General features: G+C 44.5%; 13 protein-coding genes and 1 tRNA gene. 6 read left to right on the plus strand and 8 right to left on the minus strand.

The window, feature by feature from the left end; translation table 11 throughout:
- Window positions 1-470: 470 nt before the first annotated feature.
- Entirely contained in the window at window positions 471-1,667 is a 1,197-nt protein-coding gene (locus JK188_RS02735; protein WP_211887969.1) for an NAD(P)/FAD-dependent oxidoreductase, read from the minus strand.
- Window positions 1,668-2,045: 378 nt separating this feature from the next.
- On the opposite strand from JK188_RS02735, the gene pitA reads away from it, so the two are divergent.
- The gene (pitA, locus tag JK188_RS02740; RefSeq protein WP_036950148.1) at window positions 2,046-3,533 is read left to right on the plus strand and encodes an inorganic phosphate transporter PitA; all 1,488 of its coding nucleotides are present in this window, start codon (window positions 2,046-2,048) and stop codon (window positions 3,531-3,533) included.
- A 99-nt stretch (window positions 3,534-3,632) separates the two neighbouring features.
- On the opposite strand, the gene uspB is transcribed toward pitA, so the two are convergent.
- A complete protein-coding gene (gene uspB, locus JK188_RS02745) occupies window positions 3,633-3,968 on the minus strand; it encodes a universal stress protein UspB (protein ID WP_036950083.1) in 336 nt (111 codons plus the stop codon).
- Between the two features lie 433 nt (window positions 3,969-4,401).
- Here uspB and uspA point away from each other — a divergent pair, with 433 nt between their 5' ends.
- Both uspA and gdhA read left to right on the plus strand, forming a co-directional pair.
- Window positions 4,402-4,836 carry a universal stress protein UspA gene (gene uspA, locus JK188_RS02750; protein WP_036950081.1) on the plus strand — a complete coding sequence of 145 codons (435 nt, stop codon included), beginning with the start codon at window positions 4,402-4,404 and terminating at the stop codon, window positions 4,834-4,836.
- A gap of 268 nt (window positions 4,837-5,104) precedes the next feature.
- Window positions 5,105-6,439 carry an NADP-specific glutamate dehydrogenase gene (gdhA, locus tag JK188_RS02755; RefSeq protein WP_006663503.1) on the plus strand — a complete coding sequence of 445 codons (1,335 nt, stop codon included), beginning with the start codon at window positions 5,105-5,107 and terminating at the stop codon, window positions 6,437-6,439.
- An 83-nt stretch (window positions 6,440-6,522) separates the two neighbouring features.
- Here gdhA and rsmJ read toward each other — a convergent pair whose 3' ends face one another.
- The gene (gene rsmJ / locus JK188_RS02760) at window positions 6,523-7,293 is read right to left on the minus strand and encodes a 16S rRNA (guanine(1516)-N(2))-methyltransferase RsmJ (RefSeq protein ID WP_211887968.1); all 771 of its coding nucleotides are present in this window, start codon (window positions 7,291-7,293) and stop codon (window positions 6,523-6,525) included.
- A complete protein-coding gene (gene prlC / locus JK188_RS02765) occupies window positions 7,286-9,328 on the minus strand; it encodes an oligopeptidase A (RefSeq protein WP_211887967.1) in 2,043 nt (680 codons plus the stop codon). Before prlC ends, rsmJ begins: the two co-directional genes overlap by 8 nt.
- Window positions 9,329-9,614: 286 nt before the next feature.
- Between prlC and JK188_RS02770 the strand changes: the two genes are divergently transcribed.
- Window positions 9,615-9,709, plus strand: a tRNA-Sec gene (locus tag JK188_RS02770).
- A 282-nt stretch (window positions 9,710-9,991) separates the two neighbouring features.
- Here the strand turns inward: JK188_RS02770 and JK188_RS02780 are convergent.
- Window positions 9,992-10,354 (minus strand): YibL family ribosome-associated protein, encoded by a 363-nt coding sequence (locus JK188_RS02780; RefSeq protein WP_211887987.1) that lies wholly within the window; start codon window positions 10,352-10,354, stop codon window positions 9,992-9,994.
- Between the two features lie 180 nt (window positions 10,355-10,534).
- On the opposite strand from JK188_RS02780, the gene JK188_RS02785 reads away from it, so the two are divergent.
- Both JK188_RS02785 and JK188_RS02790 read left to right on the plus strand, forming a co-directional pair.
- Complete coding sequence (locus JK188_RS02785; protein ID WP_211887966.1) at window positions 10,535-10,879, plus strand: DUF7079 family protein; 345 nt, start codon at window positions 10,535-10,537, stop codon at window positions 10,877-10,879.
- Window positions 10,880-10,904: 25 nt separating this feature from the next.
- Window positions 10,905-11,228 (plus strand): hypothetical protein, encoded by a 324-nt coding sequence (locus JK188_RS02790; protein WP_211887965.1) that lies wholly within the window; start codon window positions 10,905-10,907, stop codon window positions 11,226-11,228.
- Between the two features lie 143 nt (window positions 11,229-11,371).
- Here the strand turns inward: JK188_RS02790 and JK188_RS02795 are convergent, their stop codons facing one another.
- From JK188_RS02795 to JK188_RS02805, 3 genes are all read right to left on the minus strand, one after another.
- Window positions 11,372-12,487 (minus strand): hypothetical protein, encoded by a 1,116-nt coding sequence (locus JK188_RS02795; protein WP_211887964.1) that lies wholly within the window; start codon window positions 12,485-12,487, stop codon window positions 11,372-11,374.
- Complete coding sequence (locus JK188_RS02800; protein WP_211887963.1) at window positions 12,484-15,240, minus strand: fimbria/pilus outer membrane usher protein; 2,757 nt, start codon at window positions 15,238-15,240, stop codon at window positions 12,484-12,486. The genes JK188_RS02795 and JK188_RS02800 overlap by 4 nt, the downstream gene beginning before the upstream one ends.
- An 81-nt stretch (window positions 15,241-15,321) precedes the next feature.
- A partial coding sequence (locus JK188_RS02805) for a fimbrial biogenesis chaperone (RefSeq protein WP_211888624.1) occupies window positions 15,322-15,812 on the minus strand: 491 nt, incomplete at its 5' end.

Raw genomic sequence — 15,812 nt, forward strand, 5'->3', positions numbered from 1 at the left:
TAAAAGCGGATATCCAATTTTCATTGGGCTCTTGCTTAACTTGTTGATGACAGTTTAGCCAAATTGTAGAAAGAGAAAAGTAGGCGGTATTAACCATAGGATCCAAAAAATTTGAATAAGATTCTGGGGTATCACCAAGATGATTTACGGTATGAAATGGTAAGTTTGGGCGGGTGAGAATATGTGCATCAATAGCGAGGGGTAGATAAAAAAATAGCCAGCATACGCTGGCTAAAGTAAACACTGGAAGCAATGTGAGCAATGTCGTACCTCCTACAAGAGACTGACTAAGTTAAGTCGCCTGCGGAAGATGTGATAATGATAATAGTTATCACTATCGTTTGTAAAGAGTTATTTTTAACCAATTTTAGATTTATTTAAACTCAATGCTCAACTGCCTGATTTGGTTGAAATTAAATAATATCCATTATTTTTCAATGGATTAAATAATTTCATAAAAGTATGTGCGATTAAGCTTGATGGGGTAAGTTTTCCGCACAAGCAGAAGCGGAACTCCACGCCCATTGGAAATTGTATCCCCCTAACCAACCTGTCACATCCATAACCTCTCCAATAAAATAGAGTCCAGAAGACTTGAGCGACTCCATGGTTTTGGATGAAATTTCATGGGTATCAACGCCGCCAAGGGTGACTTCCGCAGTACGATAACCCTCTGTGCCGTTGGGTTGTACTTGCCAGTTATGCAATAAGTCATCGAGAGCATCAATCTGTGCGTGGGTGAGTTGCTTGAGTGGACAATCTGGAATCTGTCCAAGTTGTTGTAAGATCTCAATTAAGCGTTTAGGTAACAGTGTCGCTAAGGTATTTCTGAGTGATTGATTAGGGCGCTGTTGTTTCTCATTGGTCAGAAATTCCCCCAATGAAAGCTCTGGAAGTAAGTTAATACTCACATACTCGCCGGGTTGCCAGTAATTCGAAATTTGTAAAATTGCCGGGCCTGATAGCCCCCTGTGGGTGAACAGGATATTTTCTTTAAATAGCACACCGCTGGCGGATGTGACGGTTGTCGCCACGGAAACCCCGGAAAGGGCTTGCAGTGCCTCAAGTAGAGGTTTGTGTAAGGTAAAAGGAACGAGTGCAGCACGGGTAGGGATGATGCTGTGCCCAAATTGCTCGGCAAGTCGATAACCAAACGGAGTTGCTCCTAAGCCTGGCATTGAAAGTCCGCCAGTTGCAACCACCAATAAGCGAGTATTTACTTGATCTCCGTTCACCGTGACAACATAGCCGTCATCCGTTTTGTCGACTTGGGTGACTTCACTGCGTAGCTTGATAGTGACATTGGGCTGATCACACTCACTTTTCAGCATATCGACGATATCTTGCGCACTATTATCGCAAAATAGCTGTCCTAGGGTCTTTTCGTGATAAGGAATCTGATATTTGCCAACAAGCTCAATAAAATCCCATTGTGTATAGCGAGCAAGTGCTGACTTACAAAAATGAGGGTTAGTCGAGAGATAGTTATTGTGATCGGCGTACATATTGGTGAAATTACAGCGTCCACCGCCGGACATCAAAATTTTACGCCCTAATTTTTTACCGTTATCCAGTACAAGGGTATTTAAACCGCGCTTACCAGCGAGTGAAGCGCAAAATAATCCGGCCGCGCCTGCACCTAAAATAATAACGTCAATATTTCTCACAATCAGGGTTCTCTATATATATTTGATTTTTATCGTAATTACGAATATTTGTGCCGCTATTTTACGCGATTTAACGTAGGTTGTAATGCAGCGGATCATCGAAGAATTAATGAAAAGTATGGTAGACGTATTATAATTAGGAAAAATCGCGAAAAAAGACTATTTCCCCCAGATTTTCACAAATTATCATAAAAAAAGTTTCAAAAATTCAGAATAACTTTAATTGTGGTAACTGGATGATATTAAAGGGATAGTTTGTATTTGATGATTTTTTGATTGGTATTTAAATCAAAAAAAGGTCAGATTTCGCTTCCACCGCTAGCGTTTGTCACTGATAATGCGCCGCGTTCATGTCCAACCAATAATGGCTTAACGTCTATGCTACATCTTTTTACAGGTTTAGAATTTTACACAGGTCTATTGTTAGTTCTAGCACTGTTATTTGTGCTGTTCTATGAGGCGATTAACGGATTCCATGATACTGCTAACGCGGTCGCAACGGTGATTTACACCCGAGCAATGCGCGCTCAGTTCGCGGTTGTCATGGCCGGGGTATTTAACTTTTTCGGTGTCTTGCTGGGAGGGCTGAGCGTGGCATATGCCATTGTTCATCTTTTACCAACAGACCTTCTCCTTAACGTGAGCTCTGCTCACGGCCTTGCAATGGTCTTTTCATTGCTACTGGCTGCTATCATCTGGAACCTTGGAACCTGGTATTTAGGTATTCCAGCATCAAGTTCTCACACGCTGATCGGTGCCATTATCGGTGTTGGTTTAACCAATGCGATAGTGACTGATACATCGGTGGTTGATGCGCTGAATATTCCTAAAATGATCAGTATTTTCATGTCCTTAATTCTTTCTCCGGCTATCGGTTTTGTGATTGCAGGACTGATGATTTTCATGTTACGCCGTTATTGGAGCGGAACGAAAAAACGTCGCCGTATTCACTTAACGCCAGCTGAGCGTGAGAAGAAAGATGGTAAACGCAAACCACCATTTTGGACGCGTACTGCATTGATCCTGTCTGCTGTCGGCGTGAGCTTCTCTCACGGCGCGAATGATGGGCAAAAAGGTATCGGTCTGATTATGCTGGTGTTAATTGGTGTTGCACCAGCAGGCTTCGTCGTTAACATGAATTCAAACGGTTATGATATCGCGAGAACACATGATGCGGTGGTTCATCTGCAACAATACTATGAAACACATAAACCAGCCTTAAACCACGCAATTGAAAATACGCCTATGATGGCGGAGAACAAGCCAGAAGAAGGCGAGTTCCATTGTGACAGTTCGCGTACGCCAATTATCTTAAATCAAGCTCAGAAGATGCTCAGCGGCATTCAGAGCTATGATGAGTTAACACCTGACCAGCGCAACCAAACTCGTCGCCTGTTAATGTGTATCTCCGATACTGCGAATGCCGTGGCGAAGTTACCAGAAACTAGCGCAAAAGATGCGAGCTTACTGAAAAAGCTGAGTAATGACCTGCTGTATACTGTTGAGTATGCACCGTTATGGATTATCGTTGCCGTTGCGTTAGCACTGGCACTGGGTACCATGTTCGGTTGGCAGCGTGTTGCGGTGACTATCGGTGAGAAAATCGGTAAGAAAGGTATGACTTACGCACAAGGCGTATCGGCTCAGGTCACTGCGGCGGTATCTATCGGTGTGGCAAGTTATACAGGTATGCCTGTTTCAACAACCCAAGTTCTCTCTTCTGCGGTAGCGGGTACGATGGTGGTTGATGGTGGTGGTGTTCAGAGTAAAACGATTAAGAGCATTGCGCTTGCATGGTTACTGACGCTTCCTGTTTCCATCATTCTGTCTGGTGTACTGTACTGGATTGCGTTGAAGATTATCTAATCAACGTTAGATAAGACAAAAGCATTCTAGAATAGTGATGATCGGTTTCCGGTCATCACTATTTTTTTGCCTTGAATAAAGGGGATAACAAACGTGAGGTTAATTGGCTATCACCATATAGACCAAACTCACAACGACTAAAATGCTTAATCGGCTGATCAACATAAACTGCTTGCGAATACGTTCACAACGGAATATCACATCAGGATCGTAGTGCTCAAGATATTGTTTGGTATTGATATAGCGGACAAGGCGTAATTGCTTGTTAAGCTGGCCGTGAGTCGTGAAAAAGCCATTACCATCAACGGATTGATAAAGTAGAGGATCCGAATCCCTCAGAATAGATAATAAAACGCGAATAGAAGAAAAATAGCGCATCATATTTAAGATGCACAAAATGCAGAGTGCCCAAAATAATGCAATTACACTGAACATAATCCCCTCCTTAGAACGAACCTAAATTGCCCCGTTGTCACTAAAGGAAATACCGCCAAAATATTGCACTAACATCATTTATTTTCATTGTAGGGCATGTCGTTACTTAAACACAATTCATTGCTTAAAAAAAGTGCAGATGGTTCAAATTTTGACTTCAAAAAAGTGGGCATCATAAACTGTTAATTTACAGATTGTTGATTACACTTACTGGCATTGCGGTAATTCGAATTTTGAACCGATATATATTAATATTGAATGAATGATGTTATTGTTTTATCAAATGTTCTGTCTTCTAATCCTTAAAAATTAATCTGCTAGATGTGATCAAAACGACACTTAGTTATCGCGATTAGCAGGTATAGTATATTCATAAGATATTGGTGAACGTCGTTAACCACCAGTTAAATCAGCATTTGGAAGGAGTTTACTTATGGCTTATAAACATATTCTTGTCGCGGTTGATTTATCACCTGAAAGTAAAGTTTTACTGGATAAAGCAGTTTCTATGGCGAAACCGTACGGAGCCAAAGTCTCTATGATCCATGTTGATGTTAATTACTCGGATCTGTACACCGGCCTTATCGATGTGAATTTAGGTGATATGCAACAACGCATCACTGACGAAACTCGTAATTCACTAAGAGACCTTTCCGCAGGTGCGGGTTATGACATCCAAGAAACCCTTAGCGGTAGTGGTGATTTAGGTCAGGTGTTAGTGGATGCTATCAAAAAATACGATATGGACTTAGTTGTTTGCGGACATCACCAAGATTTCTGGAGCAAGCTGATGTCTTCGGCTCGCCAGTTAATCAATACCGTTCATGTGGATATGCTGATTGTGCCACTGAATGACGAAGAAGAATAATTCGTCACAGGTAAATTGAAATATTATTCACTGAAAACGCCTGCTTATGCAGGCGTTTTTTTTGTGACAAAATAATCGTCTGAAGGGAGTGATTGGCAGGTCAAGCAATTTTTTTTTCAAATGAGTAAAAAAAAACCTTGAATTGAGAATATAAACTAATGATATATTCAATAGGCAAACACAAATCGACCTCACATTTCCTAAAAAAAAAGATAAGAAATAGTGAGGCACCTCACAACAATATCCACATTGAAAAAGGAAGACAAAGATGGCGCAAACACTATCTTCATTCTTGGAGTCTGTCCAAAAAAGAGATCCTTCACAGCCTGAATTCCTACAAGCAGTGCGTGAAGTATTCACTTCTCTTTGGCCTTTCATTGAACAAAATTCAAAATATCGCGATCAAGCACTTCTCGAACGCTTCGTTGAGCCAGAAAGAGTGATCCAGTTCCGCGTATGTTGGATGGACGATCAAGGAAAGGTGCAAGTTAACCGCGCATGGCGTGTTCAATTCAGCTCTGCGATTGGTCCATTCAAAGGCGGCATGCGTTTCCACCCATCCGTTAACTTATCCATCCTGAAATTCTTAGGCTTCGAACAAACCCTCAAAAATGCACTCACAACCCTACCAATGGGCGGAGCAAAAGGCGGTTCTGACTTTGATCCTAAAGGAAAAAGCCATGGTGAAGTGATGCGTTTCTGCCAAGCATTAATGACAGAACTTTATCGCCACTTAGGGGCTGATACTGACGTTCCTGCTGGTGACATCGGTGTGGGCGGTCGTGAAGTTGGCTTTATGACTGGGATGATGAAAAAATTGTCTAATGACACCTCTTGCGTTTTCACCGGTAAAGGTCTGTCATTTGGTGGTAGCTTAATTCGTCCAGAAGCAACCGGTTACGGTCTTGTTTACTTCACTGACGCGATGCTCAAACGCCACGGTTTAGGCTTTGAAGGCATGCGAGTAGCCGTTTCAGGTTCGGGTAACGTTGCTCAATACACCATTGAAAAATGTATGGAATTAGGCGCGAAGGTTATCACTGCATCTGACTCTAGCGGTACTGTAGTCGATGAAGCCGGTTTCACCCCTGAAAAACTAGCACGCTTAGAAGCTATCAAAAACAACTACGGCCGTGTTGAAGAATACGCGAAAGAGTTTGGTTTGACTTACTTAGCAGGCAAGCAACCTTGGGGCGTTCCAGTGGATATCGCACTGCCATGTGCAACACAGAACGAACTGGATGTAGAAGCGGCTAAAGTGCTGATCCAAAACGGCGTTAAAGCTGTCGCGGAAGGCGCAAACATGCCAACCACTATTCCTGCAACTGAGCTATTCCTTGAAGCAGGTGTTCTATTTGCTCCAGGTAAAGCAGCTAACGCTGGCGGTGTTGCAACTTCCGGTCTGGAAATGGCGCAGAATGCAGCACGCTTAAGCTGGAAAGCAGAAAAAGTGGATACGCGTTTACACCACATCATGTTGGACATTCACCACCACTGTGTTGAATTCGGTGGCGAAGCCAAACAAACCAACTACGTCCAAGGCGCGAACATTGCTGGCTTTGTTAAAGTCGCTGACGCTATGTTTGCACAAGGCGTTGTGTAAGGTTTAACTCAAAACGTAAGCGAAAGGGCGGTCGTGCAAGTTTGTCTGTGATAAACCGTACAAACGCCCTTCGCCGTTACGTTTTAACCGCTGTGTTTAATACAGGGATAGATATCAAATCGATGGCTTTTGGTTGTGACTGCTGAAGGTGCTTTTTGCCCCGCAAGCGGTTCGGCGTAATCCGGTCGCTTAACCACAACACGGCGTTTTGCCAGCGCAATGGCTGGTGCCAGTAAAGAATCTGCATCATCATCAGCCCCGACCAATGACTGAAACACCCGCATCTCTTTTTTCACTAATGCACTTTTTTGCCGATGTGGGTACATCGGGTCGAGATAAATCACGTCCGGCGCTTCAGTAATTTCGGCTAATGCCGTAATGCTCGATGCGTGGATCAATGACATGCGTGATTGTAGCCATTCCCCAATTTCAGGGTCTTGATAACCACGTTGTAAACCATCATCAAGCAGTGCAGCTACCACTGGATGACGCTCTAACATTCGCACTTTACAGCCCAAAGCCGCCAGTACAAAAGCATCGCGCCCTAAACCTGCTGTCGCATCAATCACATCGGGCAGATACTCTTTTTTGATCCCCACCGCTTTAGCAACCGCCTCACCGCGTCCACCACCAAATTTACGGCGATGTGCCATCGCGCCCGAGACAAAATCCACAAAGATACCGCCTAATTTGGGCTCATCCATTTTGCGTAATTGCAGGTTTTCGGGGGTCAACACCAATGCCATCAAGGCGTCAGGTGTATGTGTGAGTTGCCATTTTTCAGCAAGTTGGTTGAGGATACCGATATCGGCACCCTCTTCACAGATTAATTGGATAGCAATCTTATCAGCCATGAATACCGTAGCTCTTCAACATCGCATCTAACTCTGGTTTACGACCACGGAAACGCTCGAACAGTACCATAGGCGCTTCAGAACCCCCGCGACTTAAAATATTGTCGAGGAAGGACTGGCCAGTTTGGCGATTAAAAATGCCTTCTTCAGAGAAGCGAGAGAACGCATCAGCAGCCAACACATCCGCCCATAAATAGCTGTAATAACCCGCTGCGTAGCCGCCGGCAAAAATGTGACTAAATGCGTGCGGGAAACGTCCCCATTTTGGTGATGGTACCACGGCAACTTTTTCTTTGATGGCGTACAGCGTTGGCATCACTTGCGCGCCTTTTGCTGGGTCATATTCCGCGTGTAAGGTGAAATCAAACAGACCAAACTCAAGCTGGCGCAGTACAAACATCGCCGACTGGTAGTTTTTCGCGGCTAACATGCTTTGTAGCATATCGGCTGGTAAGGATTCACCAGTTTCATAGTGACCAGAGATAAACTCAAGGGCTTCAGGTTCCCAGCACCAGTTCTCCATAAATTGGCTTGGTAATTCAACGGCATCCCATGGAACCCCATTGATACCCGCCACATCGGCCACATCAACCTGGGTCAGCATATGGTGCAGACCATGACCAAATTCGTGGAACAGGGTGATGACTTCATCGTGGGTAAATAAAGCAGGCTTATCCCCTAGCGGCTTATTAAAGTTACAAGTTAAATAAGCCACAGGATTTTGCAGCGCACCATCTTTATGCACCATACGGCCCACGCAATCATCCATCCATGCACCGCCGCGTTTGTGCTCGCGAGCATATAAATCGAGATAGAAGCTACCGCGCAGGGTATTAGTATCATCATACAGCTCGAAGAAACGGACATCATTGTGCCAAGTTTCAACATCATGGCGTTCTTTAGCCGTTAAACCATAAATACGGTGAACCACTTCAAACAGCCCATTTAATACGCGCTGCTCTGGGAAATAAGGGCGTAATTGCTCATCATTAAGTGAGAATTTATGCTGTTTTTGTTTTTCGCTGTAATAGGCTAAATCCCAAGATTCGAGGGTTTCAACACCATAATTTTCTTTCGCGAATGCGGTCAGTTCCGCGAGTTCTTCTTTACCTTGCTGATGAGCGCGGTTAGCTAAATCATTCAGGAAACCTAAAACTTGCTCAGGGGATTCTGCCATTTTGGTGGCGAGGGATTTTTCGGCAAAGTTTTTAAAACCAAGCAGTTGAGCCAGTTCATGGCGTAACGCCATTAACTCATCGATAAGTTCGCTGTTATCCCATTTACCTGCATTAGGGCCTTGGTCTGAGGCGCGAGTGCTATAGGCATAGCTCATTTCGCGGCGTAGCTCTGCATTATCGGCGTAGGTCATGACTGGCAGGTAGCTTGGCATATCTAAAGTCAGTAAATAACCTTCTTCACCTTTAGATTCCGCCATGGCTTTTGCTGCGGCGATGGCGCTTTCTGGCATACCTGCCAGTTCGCTTTCATTTTTAATGAGTTTTGACCAACCCATTGTGGAATCTAGGACGTTGTTACCAAACTTAGAGGCGATCTCCGATAAACGTGCGACGATTTCACCATAACGTTGCTGTTTTTCAGCAGGTAAACCAATACCGGACAGCTCAAAATCACGCAGGGTATTCTCAATAGATTTACGTTGAGCTTGGCTTAATTGATTAAATCCAGCGTCTTCTTTGAGGGATTTATAAGCTTGATACAGTGGCTCATGTTGTCCCATCCATGTACTGAATTCGGACAGTAATGGGAGGCATTGCTCATAAGCTTCACGTAGTTCAGGGCTATTTTTAACAGAATGCAGATGGCTTATTGGGGACCAAACGCGGGAGAGTTTATCGCTCGCTTCTTCTAATGGTTGGCACAGGTTGTCCCAAGTATAGTGGCTGTTGGCTGCCAGAATATTTTCAACGGTTTGGCGATATTCGCCTAAAACATGCTCAACTGCCGGGAAAATATGTGCAGGTTCAATATGTTCAAAACGGGGTAATGCGGAATCGGCTAATAATGAGTTTGTCATAAAAAAACATCCTTGAATGCAGGCTTGCGCTCGGGAGCCAAGGCTTACTGTGCTGACAATGAAAGTGTTGGCGGGGTGACTATTTGTGAAATCAGCGCGCCGTATGTAGACATGAATAAGTATATGGGGGCAATTGTACAAACCTCAATATCACATTTGTGCTTTTTGTTATCAGTTTTTGAGAATGGTTGGCATTATTGGCGTGCATCAATAATTTGAATGGTTGTTCTCACAATACCTTGGAAAATAAATAATTCAGTTTATAATCGAACACCTACCAAATAGAGGAAGATCGTCGTCTCCGGTGAGGCGGCTGGATTTCAAATCCAGTTGGGGCTGCCAGCAGTCCCGGGCAGGTTCGACTCCTGTGATCTTCCGCCACTTTTCTCCCTTCGTATTAATACCATTTTTTGTAGTTTGTCTTAATCTATAAAGACTTGCTCAAAACTCAATCATCCTGAAGTTCCGGATAGTTTGATTAGAGGGAAATGGCCAGGTTTCCAGAGAGGTCGATTGCTATAGTTTACTTGCCATTCTTATGGTTGGTTATCGCGTCCGTTCTGTTCGCAGCACACAATTTGTCAGAGAACTGCACGCTTTCCAATATAGAAACCGCGCATTTTTTAATCTAGGCAAAACACGATCTAAGACAAATTTTTCTTATTAAAAATCAGTCTTAGAAAAACCGGTCATAGTATCCAACTCCATTTCGCGACCTAATGCTGTCATTGGGTGGACAATAACGAGGCCTCGTACGGATTTCTTCAGTTTGCCCATATCCGCTTGCTCTTTCTTTGTGATAGGGCGCTTGAATGGCATATCCATCAATTTCTGTGCTTCTTTACTTAGCTTCTTGTTACGCGTTTCTTTCAGACGAGCGATTTCAACTTCCAGCGTCGCTTTTTCTTTCTCGAGCTCGGCGTATTTTTCCGCTTGGGTCGACAGTTGCATACTTGCCATTTGGTGACGAATAAGGTCTAAGCGGTCGCTCAGCGTTTTAATTTGTGTTTTTTCAGTTTCTTTCATCATTAATTAACCGTGAATAAATTTCCTGCCGGCAAGTATACATCATTCTGGATTAGAGGGGGAAAGGGATACTATTTGCTGATTATCTTATCTTTGAGTTCAACATAGTATATGGTGGGATTAAAACTCTTCTCAGTCAGTTCAAACAAAGGCAATTTGGCGATAGCGAAAACAATCATCATGAATAGACAGTTTACCGACAAAGACCTCTGCGCCGCTTTATCGGACATATTTGTGGATAACCTGACGGATTATCAACATATCGCCTCTGTCGCAAAACACTTTCCAATTGAATATGTTGAACGCATGCTGACCCGATATGTTGCACCTGTCTGTTACACTAATATGCTAACGCCAGTGCCGCCCGTTTGGCTCTATTTTGATGAAGATGAACTGTGGAATGATATCTGCGTATTAAAAGTAAAAGAATGCGGTTTCTTGGGAAGATTTAAGAGAGATCTTTGTGCGTTATATTTTAAAAATAATCTTAAACACGAATGGCGGGAGTTAGTACAGTTTTTGTGAAATCAGCCTGTTTAGGGATAACCCAATGAAATATAAAATTATCAACAAAGATCAAATTATTGGGATGAGCGAACTTGAAAAAAGTGACCCGCCAATGGGATTTGTCTTTGGTGAATTAGTACCAACACCGTTTTATAAATCCAATATCAGTACCGTGAGCTGCAAACTGTATTGCAGTGATGCCCATGAAGAGATCCTTTGTAAATCTATCATGATTGAAGATCATTCAGACAAGTTTGGTGAGCAATGTATCGAGGTAACGGTTTTAGTCGAGTCAGCAGAAGAGTTCGAGAAATTTTTTAAGCATCATCTAGACGCTTATGAAGAACAATTTATCTCAGAAAAATAGTGGAGAATGAACGTAACCATCTCTTTAGATGCAATTTAAAGAGATGGTTAATTTTTAAAGGGAAGGAAAATAATTTAAGTGATGATCAGCCGCTTTAGTTATTATTTAGAATAATCACTGTTTGACCAGAAAACTCACCTGGGTTATTCCCAGTCAATGGTGACGGTAGCAGTGGCGGAGGCTGCGCCAATTTTAAAACCTTCTCCAAGCGCACAGAGGCTAAAACGGTAAGGGACTTGATGTGAACCAGTGGTGAGGTCACCTAGATCAACGACATTTCCTGGCTCAGTGTTTGTGCTGGGATCAAAATATATTCCGTCGGAGCTGCATGCTGATTTGATTGATTTAATTGACGCTCGTACGGTTGCAGGAGCAACTTCACCAGTGGCATCCATCGTCATTTTTAAGTCATTTGAATAACCTTGATAGGTTCCCTTAAGTGTTAATTTAGCGGGAGAATGAGCGCCATTATCTCCAGTGCAGTTGATCATGAAATTCCCATCAGCTACCCCTAAAACATCCTTACGATTCCCCCCTGGTGTACCGGAGGTATTGCCTTCCCAATCCCAAACATTCACTTTGCCGAAATCAATCTTAGGTGGTGTAGAAATAGAGCAGGATAACGGCGTTTTTACTGTGATAAATCCTGCTGAAGAAAGGGGGATCCCAGTTTCCATATATAGGCCAGCATAGAAAGCAGGGACACTATACTTCCCTGGCTGTGCATTAGGCCCCACATAAATAGCAACAGTTCCATTAAAAGAGAGGCTTCTTCCTGCCCCCATCGGGTTAGGAAAACTATTATAAGATGTCCCTGTAACACAATATGTAAATGGGGATTTTTGGATCACTGCTCTACCCGTCGCAGTCGTCTTTCCATAAGAATTAAACGTGGCTCCACCATTATCCCCTCCTCCTCCATAAGTATTAGCAGTCGCATCCTTTACAATAAAAAGAATGTCTTCAGCAATTTTTAAGCCTGTATATTTACCATCTGAGGATGTATATGTTGTGCTTGCACTATTAAACACAGAATTATTATCTGCACTGCGAATATTAAAGGCAAAACAGCTTTGATCCATCAGAGTTTGGTACCCCCAACCAGTTGCTGAACGATATGTATCATTAACAGCATCGCTCCATACTAAACCACCTCCTATATCATATTCACCAGAAGGCCCGCTAAGAGATAACGCTTGAGGCTGACCTAGCAAAAAGAAACAAATACTCCCAATTAATTTATAAAAATAATATTTCATATTTTATTAATCCTTTTATTACTCATAGTTTGTCCATTGTGAAAATGGAGATTTTCTTCATTCGCTAGGTCTTCTAATGTCTGTATTTCTGAAGTAAAGCTAACGGGCTCTTTCGCTGGTAACACCGTTTCTGTTTTACTTTCAGTACCGCAGGTATATGTCACTTGGCGGATTGGCATATCGGTGGAAACGTCAACATGGCGTAAATCGAACTTCACCTGACATTGCTGTGCGGCTGTTTCTCCCCATTTCACTAACAATTCCCCGGTTTCAGGTAAACCTGTGAGGTACACTTGTCCTGCATCCCCCACAATGCTGCTGATATTTTCAGTGCTGTTATCGGAAGTTAAGGTGGTAATCGCCCCAAATGGCACATATTTGGCACCCTGTTTTAAGGTCATCAACACTTGGTAGCCGATACGGGTACGGAAACTGGCTTTCACCACCGCGCCTTTGGTTGGGTAAACGTTGGTATTGGATTGCGGTAAATCGACGTTTTCAGGCAGTGTGCTTGGGTCTAAGCCAATGCTGTTTTTGTTATAGTCGGAAAGATAAGGCGCCACCGCATAGCCGCGCCAATCGGTCACGGCGGTTCCGCCATTAACACTGACCCCTTCGGCGCCCGGCGCACTGATCAGCGCGACTGAATCCCCCATGGAGCGGCTTAAAGTCAGGCCTTCGGAATGGAGTAATGCACCGCCGCTGGCGTTCATATTGATTGACTGAGAATTATTGCTGTAGCTATAACCCGTACTGATGCTGCCTTTATCACCTTGGTAGCCCGCATTCAGGTTGGTGTTGGCGATTTGCCCTTTATTTCCCCAGCTTTGTGATGCGCCATAAGACAGCTTGCCATCCATAATGCTGCCGCTCAGGCCGCTATTATTTTGCGTGCGCCCATTTTGGTCATGGCTCATGGAGTAAGTGGCATAAATGGACTGCAAATCACGGTCTTGGGTAAACACACTAAACGGCACGCTTAAGTTAAAAGAGAGCTGGCGGTTTTCCGGCCAGTGATTGCGGCTGTCTTTTACGCGGTCGATATTGTAGTTCACACCGTAACTGACCCCTTTAAAGCTGTTGCTGTAGCCCATGGATAAACCCGTTAAGGTTCGGCTGCTGCCCCAGTAATCATCACGGTTAGCGCGAAAATGCAGTGAGCCATACTGTTGCATCTGTTGGCTGAGTTGGGTTTGGAAGCTGCTACGACGACGCTGTAACGTCCACGGGCTAAGACCCTCTTCAAGGCGATAACCTTGGCTGTTAAATTCGCTGAAATTATAGAAATGCTCTGTGGAGTAACGTAATGCGGTTAAATCCACCGACGTGCCTGTTGCCATTAAGCTTTTTGAGTAACGGATACGGTAAGATTGCCCCGTTTTTCGCTCACTGGCGCTGGCCACTGGGTTGGAATAAGTAAATTTAGCCGATGAGTGAGTGACGTCCGTGGAGACGGCACCGAAGTCACCTAAAGAGACCCCCGTTCCCAAACTCAGAGATTGATAATCTTTTGCCAGCAAGGCGCCGCCATACACCGTGACATCGTTATGCAGCCCATAAACAGCGGTACCGAGAATAAAGTCAGAACGACGCGAGCTGGTGGTCAAGTTACCGTTATAACGACCGGAGGCCACTTCGTATTTCCAGCCGCCGGGGCGCAGCATCACGGGTAAAGATGAGTAGGGCACCACAAACTGGCGTTCAGCGCCATCGGCTTCGGTGACCGTGACGTCATAATCTCCGGATAAGCCTGCTTGTTGGATATCATTGATATAAAAGGGACCCGGAGCCACATAAGCTTCATACACGATATTGCCATTTTGGCGAATAGTGACGCGGGCGTTGCTGTTGGCAACACCACTGATCGCCGGCGCATAGCCGCGTAATTGGCTTGGCAGCATCTGCTCGTTGGAGGTTAGCTGCACGCCCTTAAAGGGCACACCATCAAACACATCGCTGCCCGTGCTGCTTTCGCCGACTAACAATGTTGAGCGCAATGCACGAATATCCCGTGATAGGGTGGTATTGGAAAAGTAGGTTTGGGTATTGGTTGTCGCCGATTGGTTCTCGCTTCCGCTGTATTCGAAACGCGAATGGGTGAGGTTACTGCGCAGACGCCACGGCCCCGCATTGGCACCCAATCGTGCGGACGCAAATACGTTGGTATTTTGATTTTTTTTGCCGTGATCATAGCGGCTCGTGGTGCGACCCGCACTGACGTTATAGTTCGCCATGAGTGCAGGAATACCATCATCCCATAATGACGGATCGGCATTACGATTGACTTGAGATTGCATCGCCACTTGCGGCACGCTGATGTTTAATCGTAATCGTGACAAATCTAATCGCGTTGTCGCTTGTGGGATCAGCGCGCCTAAATCTGAAATAAACTCGCCGTTAGGTAAGTCTTTCAGGACAGGAATTTGCGGCACATTGACCCCAAATGTGTCGAGTTGCTCAGGGGTTAATTCCGGTGCGATTTCACCGTGGGCATTTTTGATAAAATTCAGCGTAAATTGCCCCACGTCCTGTTGGTTAACAAACACGGACACCGTGTATTCCCCTTCGGCAACACCACCGGCTTGTGAGAAGGCGGATAAATCCACGTCTGTGTTTTCACCCACTACCCCTAAAAAACTGGGATCAAAGTAATCTTCGGCCTGTGTTGGAGCGACCGCCAATAGCAATACACACGCCAGCGGGTGATAACGGAAAAAAGGGGTTTTTGGCTGAATATTATGGGCTTTTTTCATGATCTTCCTTTATCTTGCGAACGCAAGAATCCCCCCGTTGCCAATGCGCATCGGGTGAATATGTTTATCTGTCGGTTGTGGTTACATTGCTGAGAGTTGGCGTGTTCTCATTTTGTCGGTTCCGCCATCGTCGTCCATGAGCTGCCAATGAATGTCGTTTGCGACATAACTGGCCTCAAGGGGCCATTGCGCCTCTCCAAAGGGAGGGATCATTCGTGAGGAACTTAAATTTAGGGCATTCTTCCCCACCGACAGTGACGCTAACGTGACATAAAAAGGCGTTGGGTTTTTCAGGGTTAGCGTGTTTTTTGTACGCTGAAATTGCAGCTGCTCAGCGATATTGTCGAGATGATGTTCTGGTAATCCCGCAGGGCGATAAAACAGCTTCAGATTATTTTGTACGGCAAGGATCATTTGCGCGCCTTCAGCCGCCTCTTTTGATTGCGCGGGGATCGCCGTCAGTGACAACTGCGCAATCGACTCTTTATCTTGCGTGAGTAAATTATGCTTTTGAAGAATACGCAATGTGAGCGTTTCGCCCGGTTCGAAGCGCTGTAACGGTGGCAAGGCAA

This window comes from Providencia sp. JGM181 (assembly GCF_018257375.1).
GTDB classification, from domain to species: Bacteria; Pseudomonadota; Gammaproteobacteria; order Enterobacterales; family Enterobacteriaceae; genus Providencia; species Providencia lanzhouensis.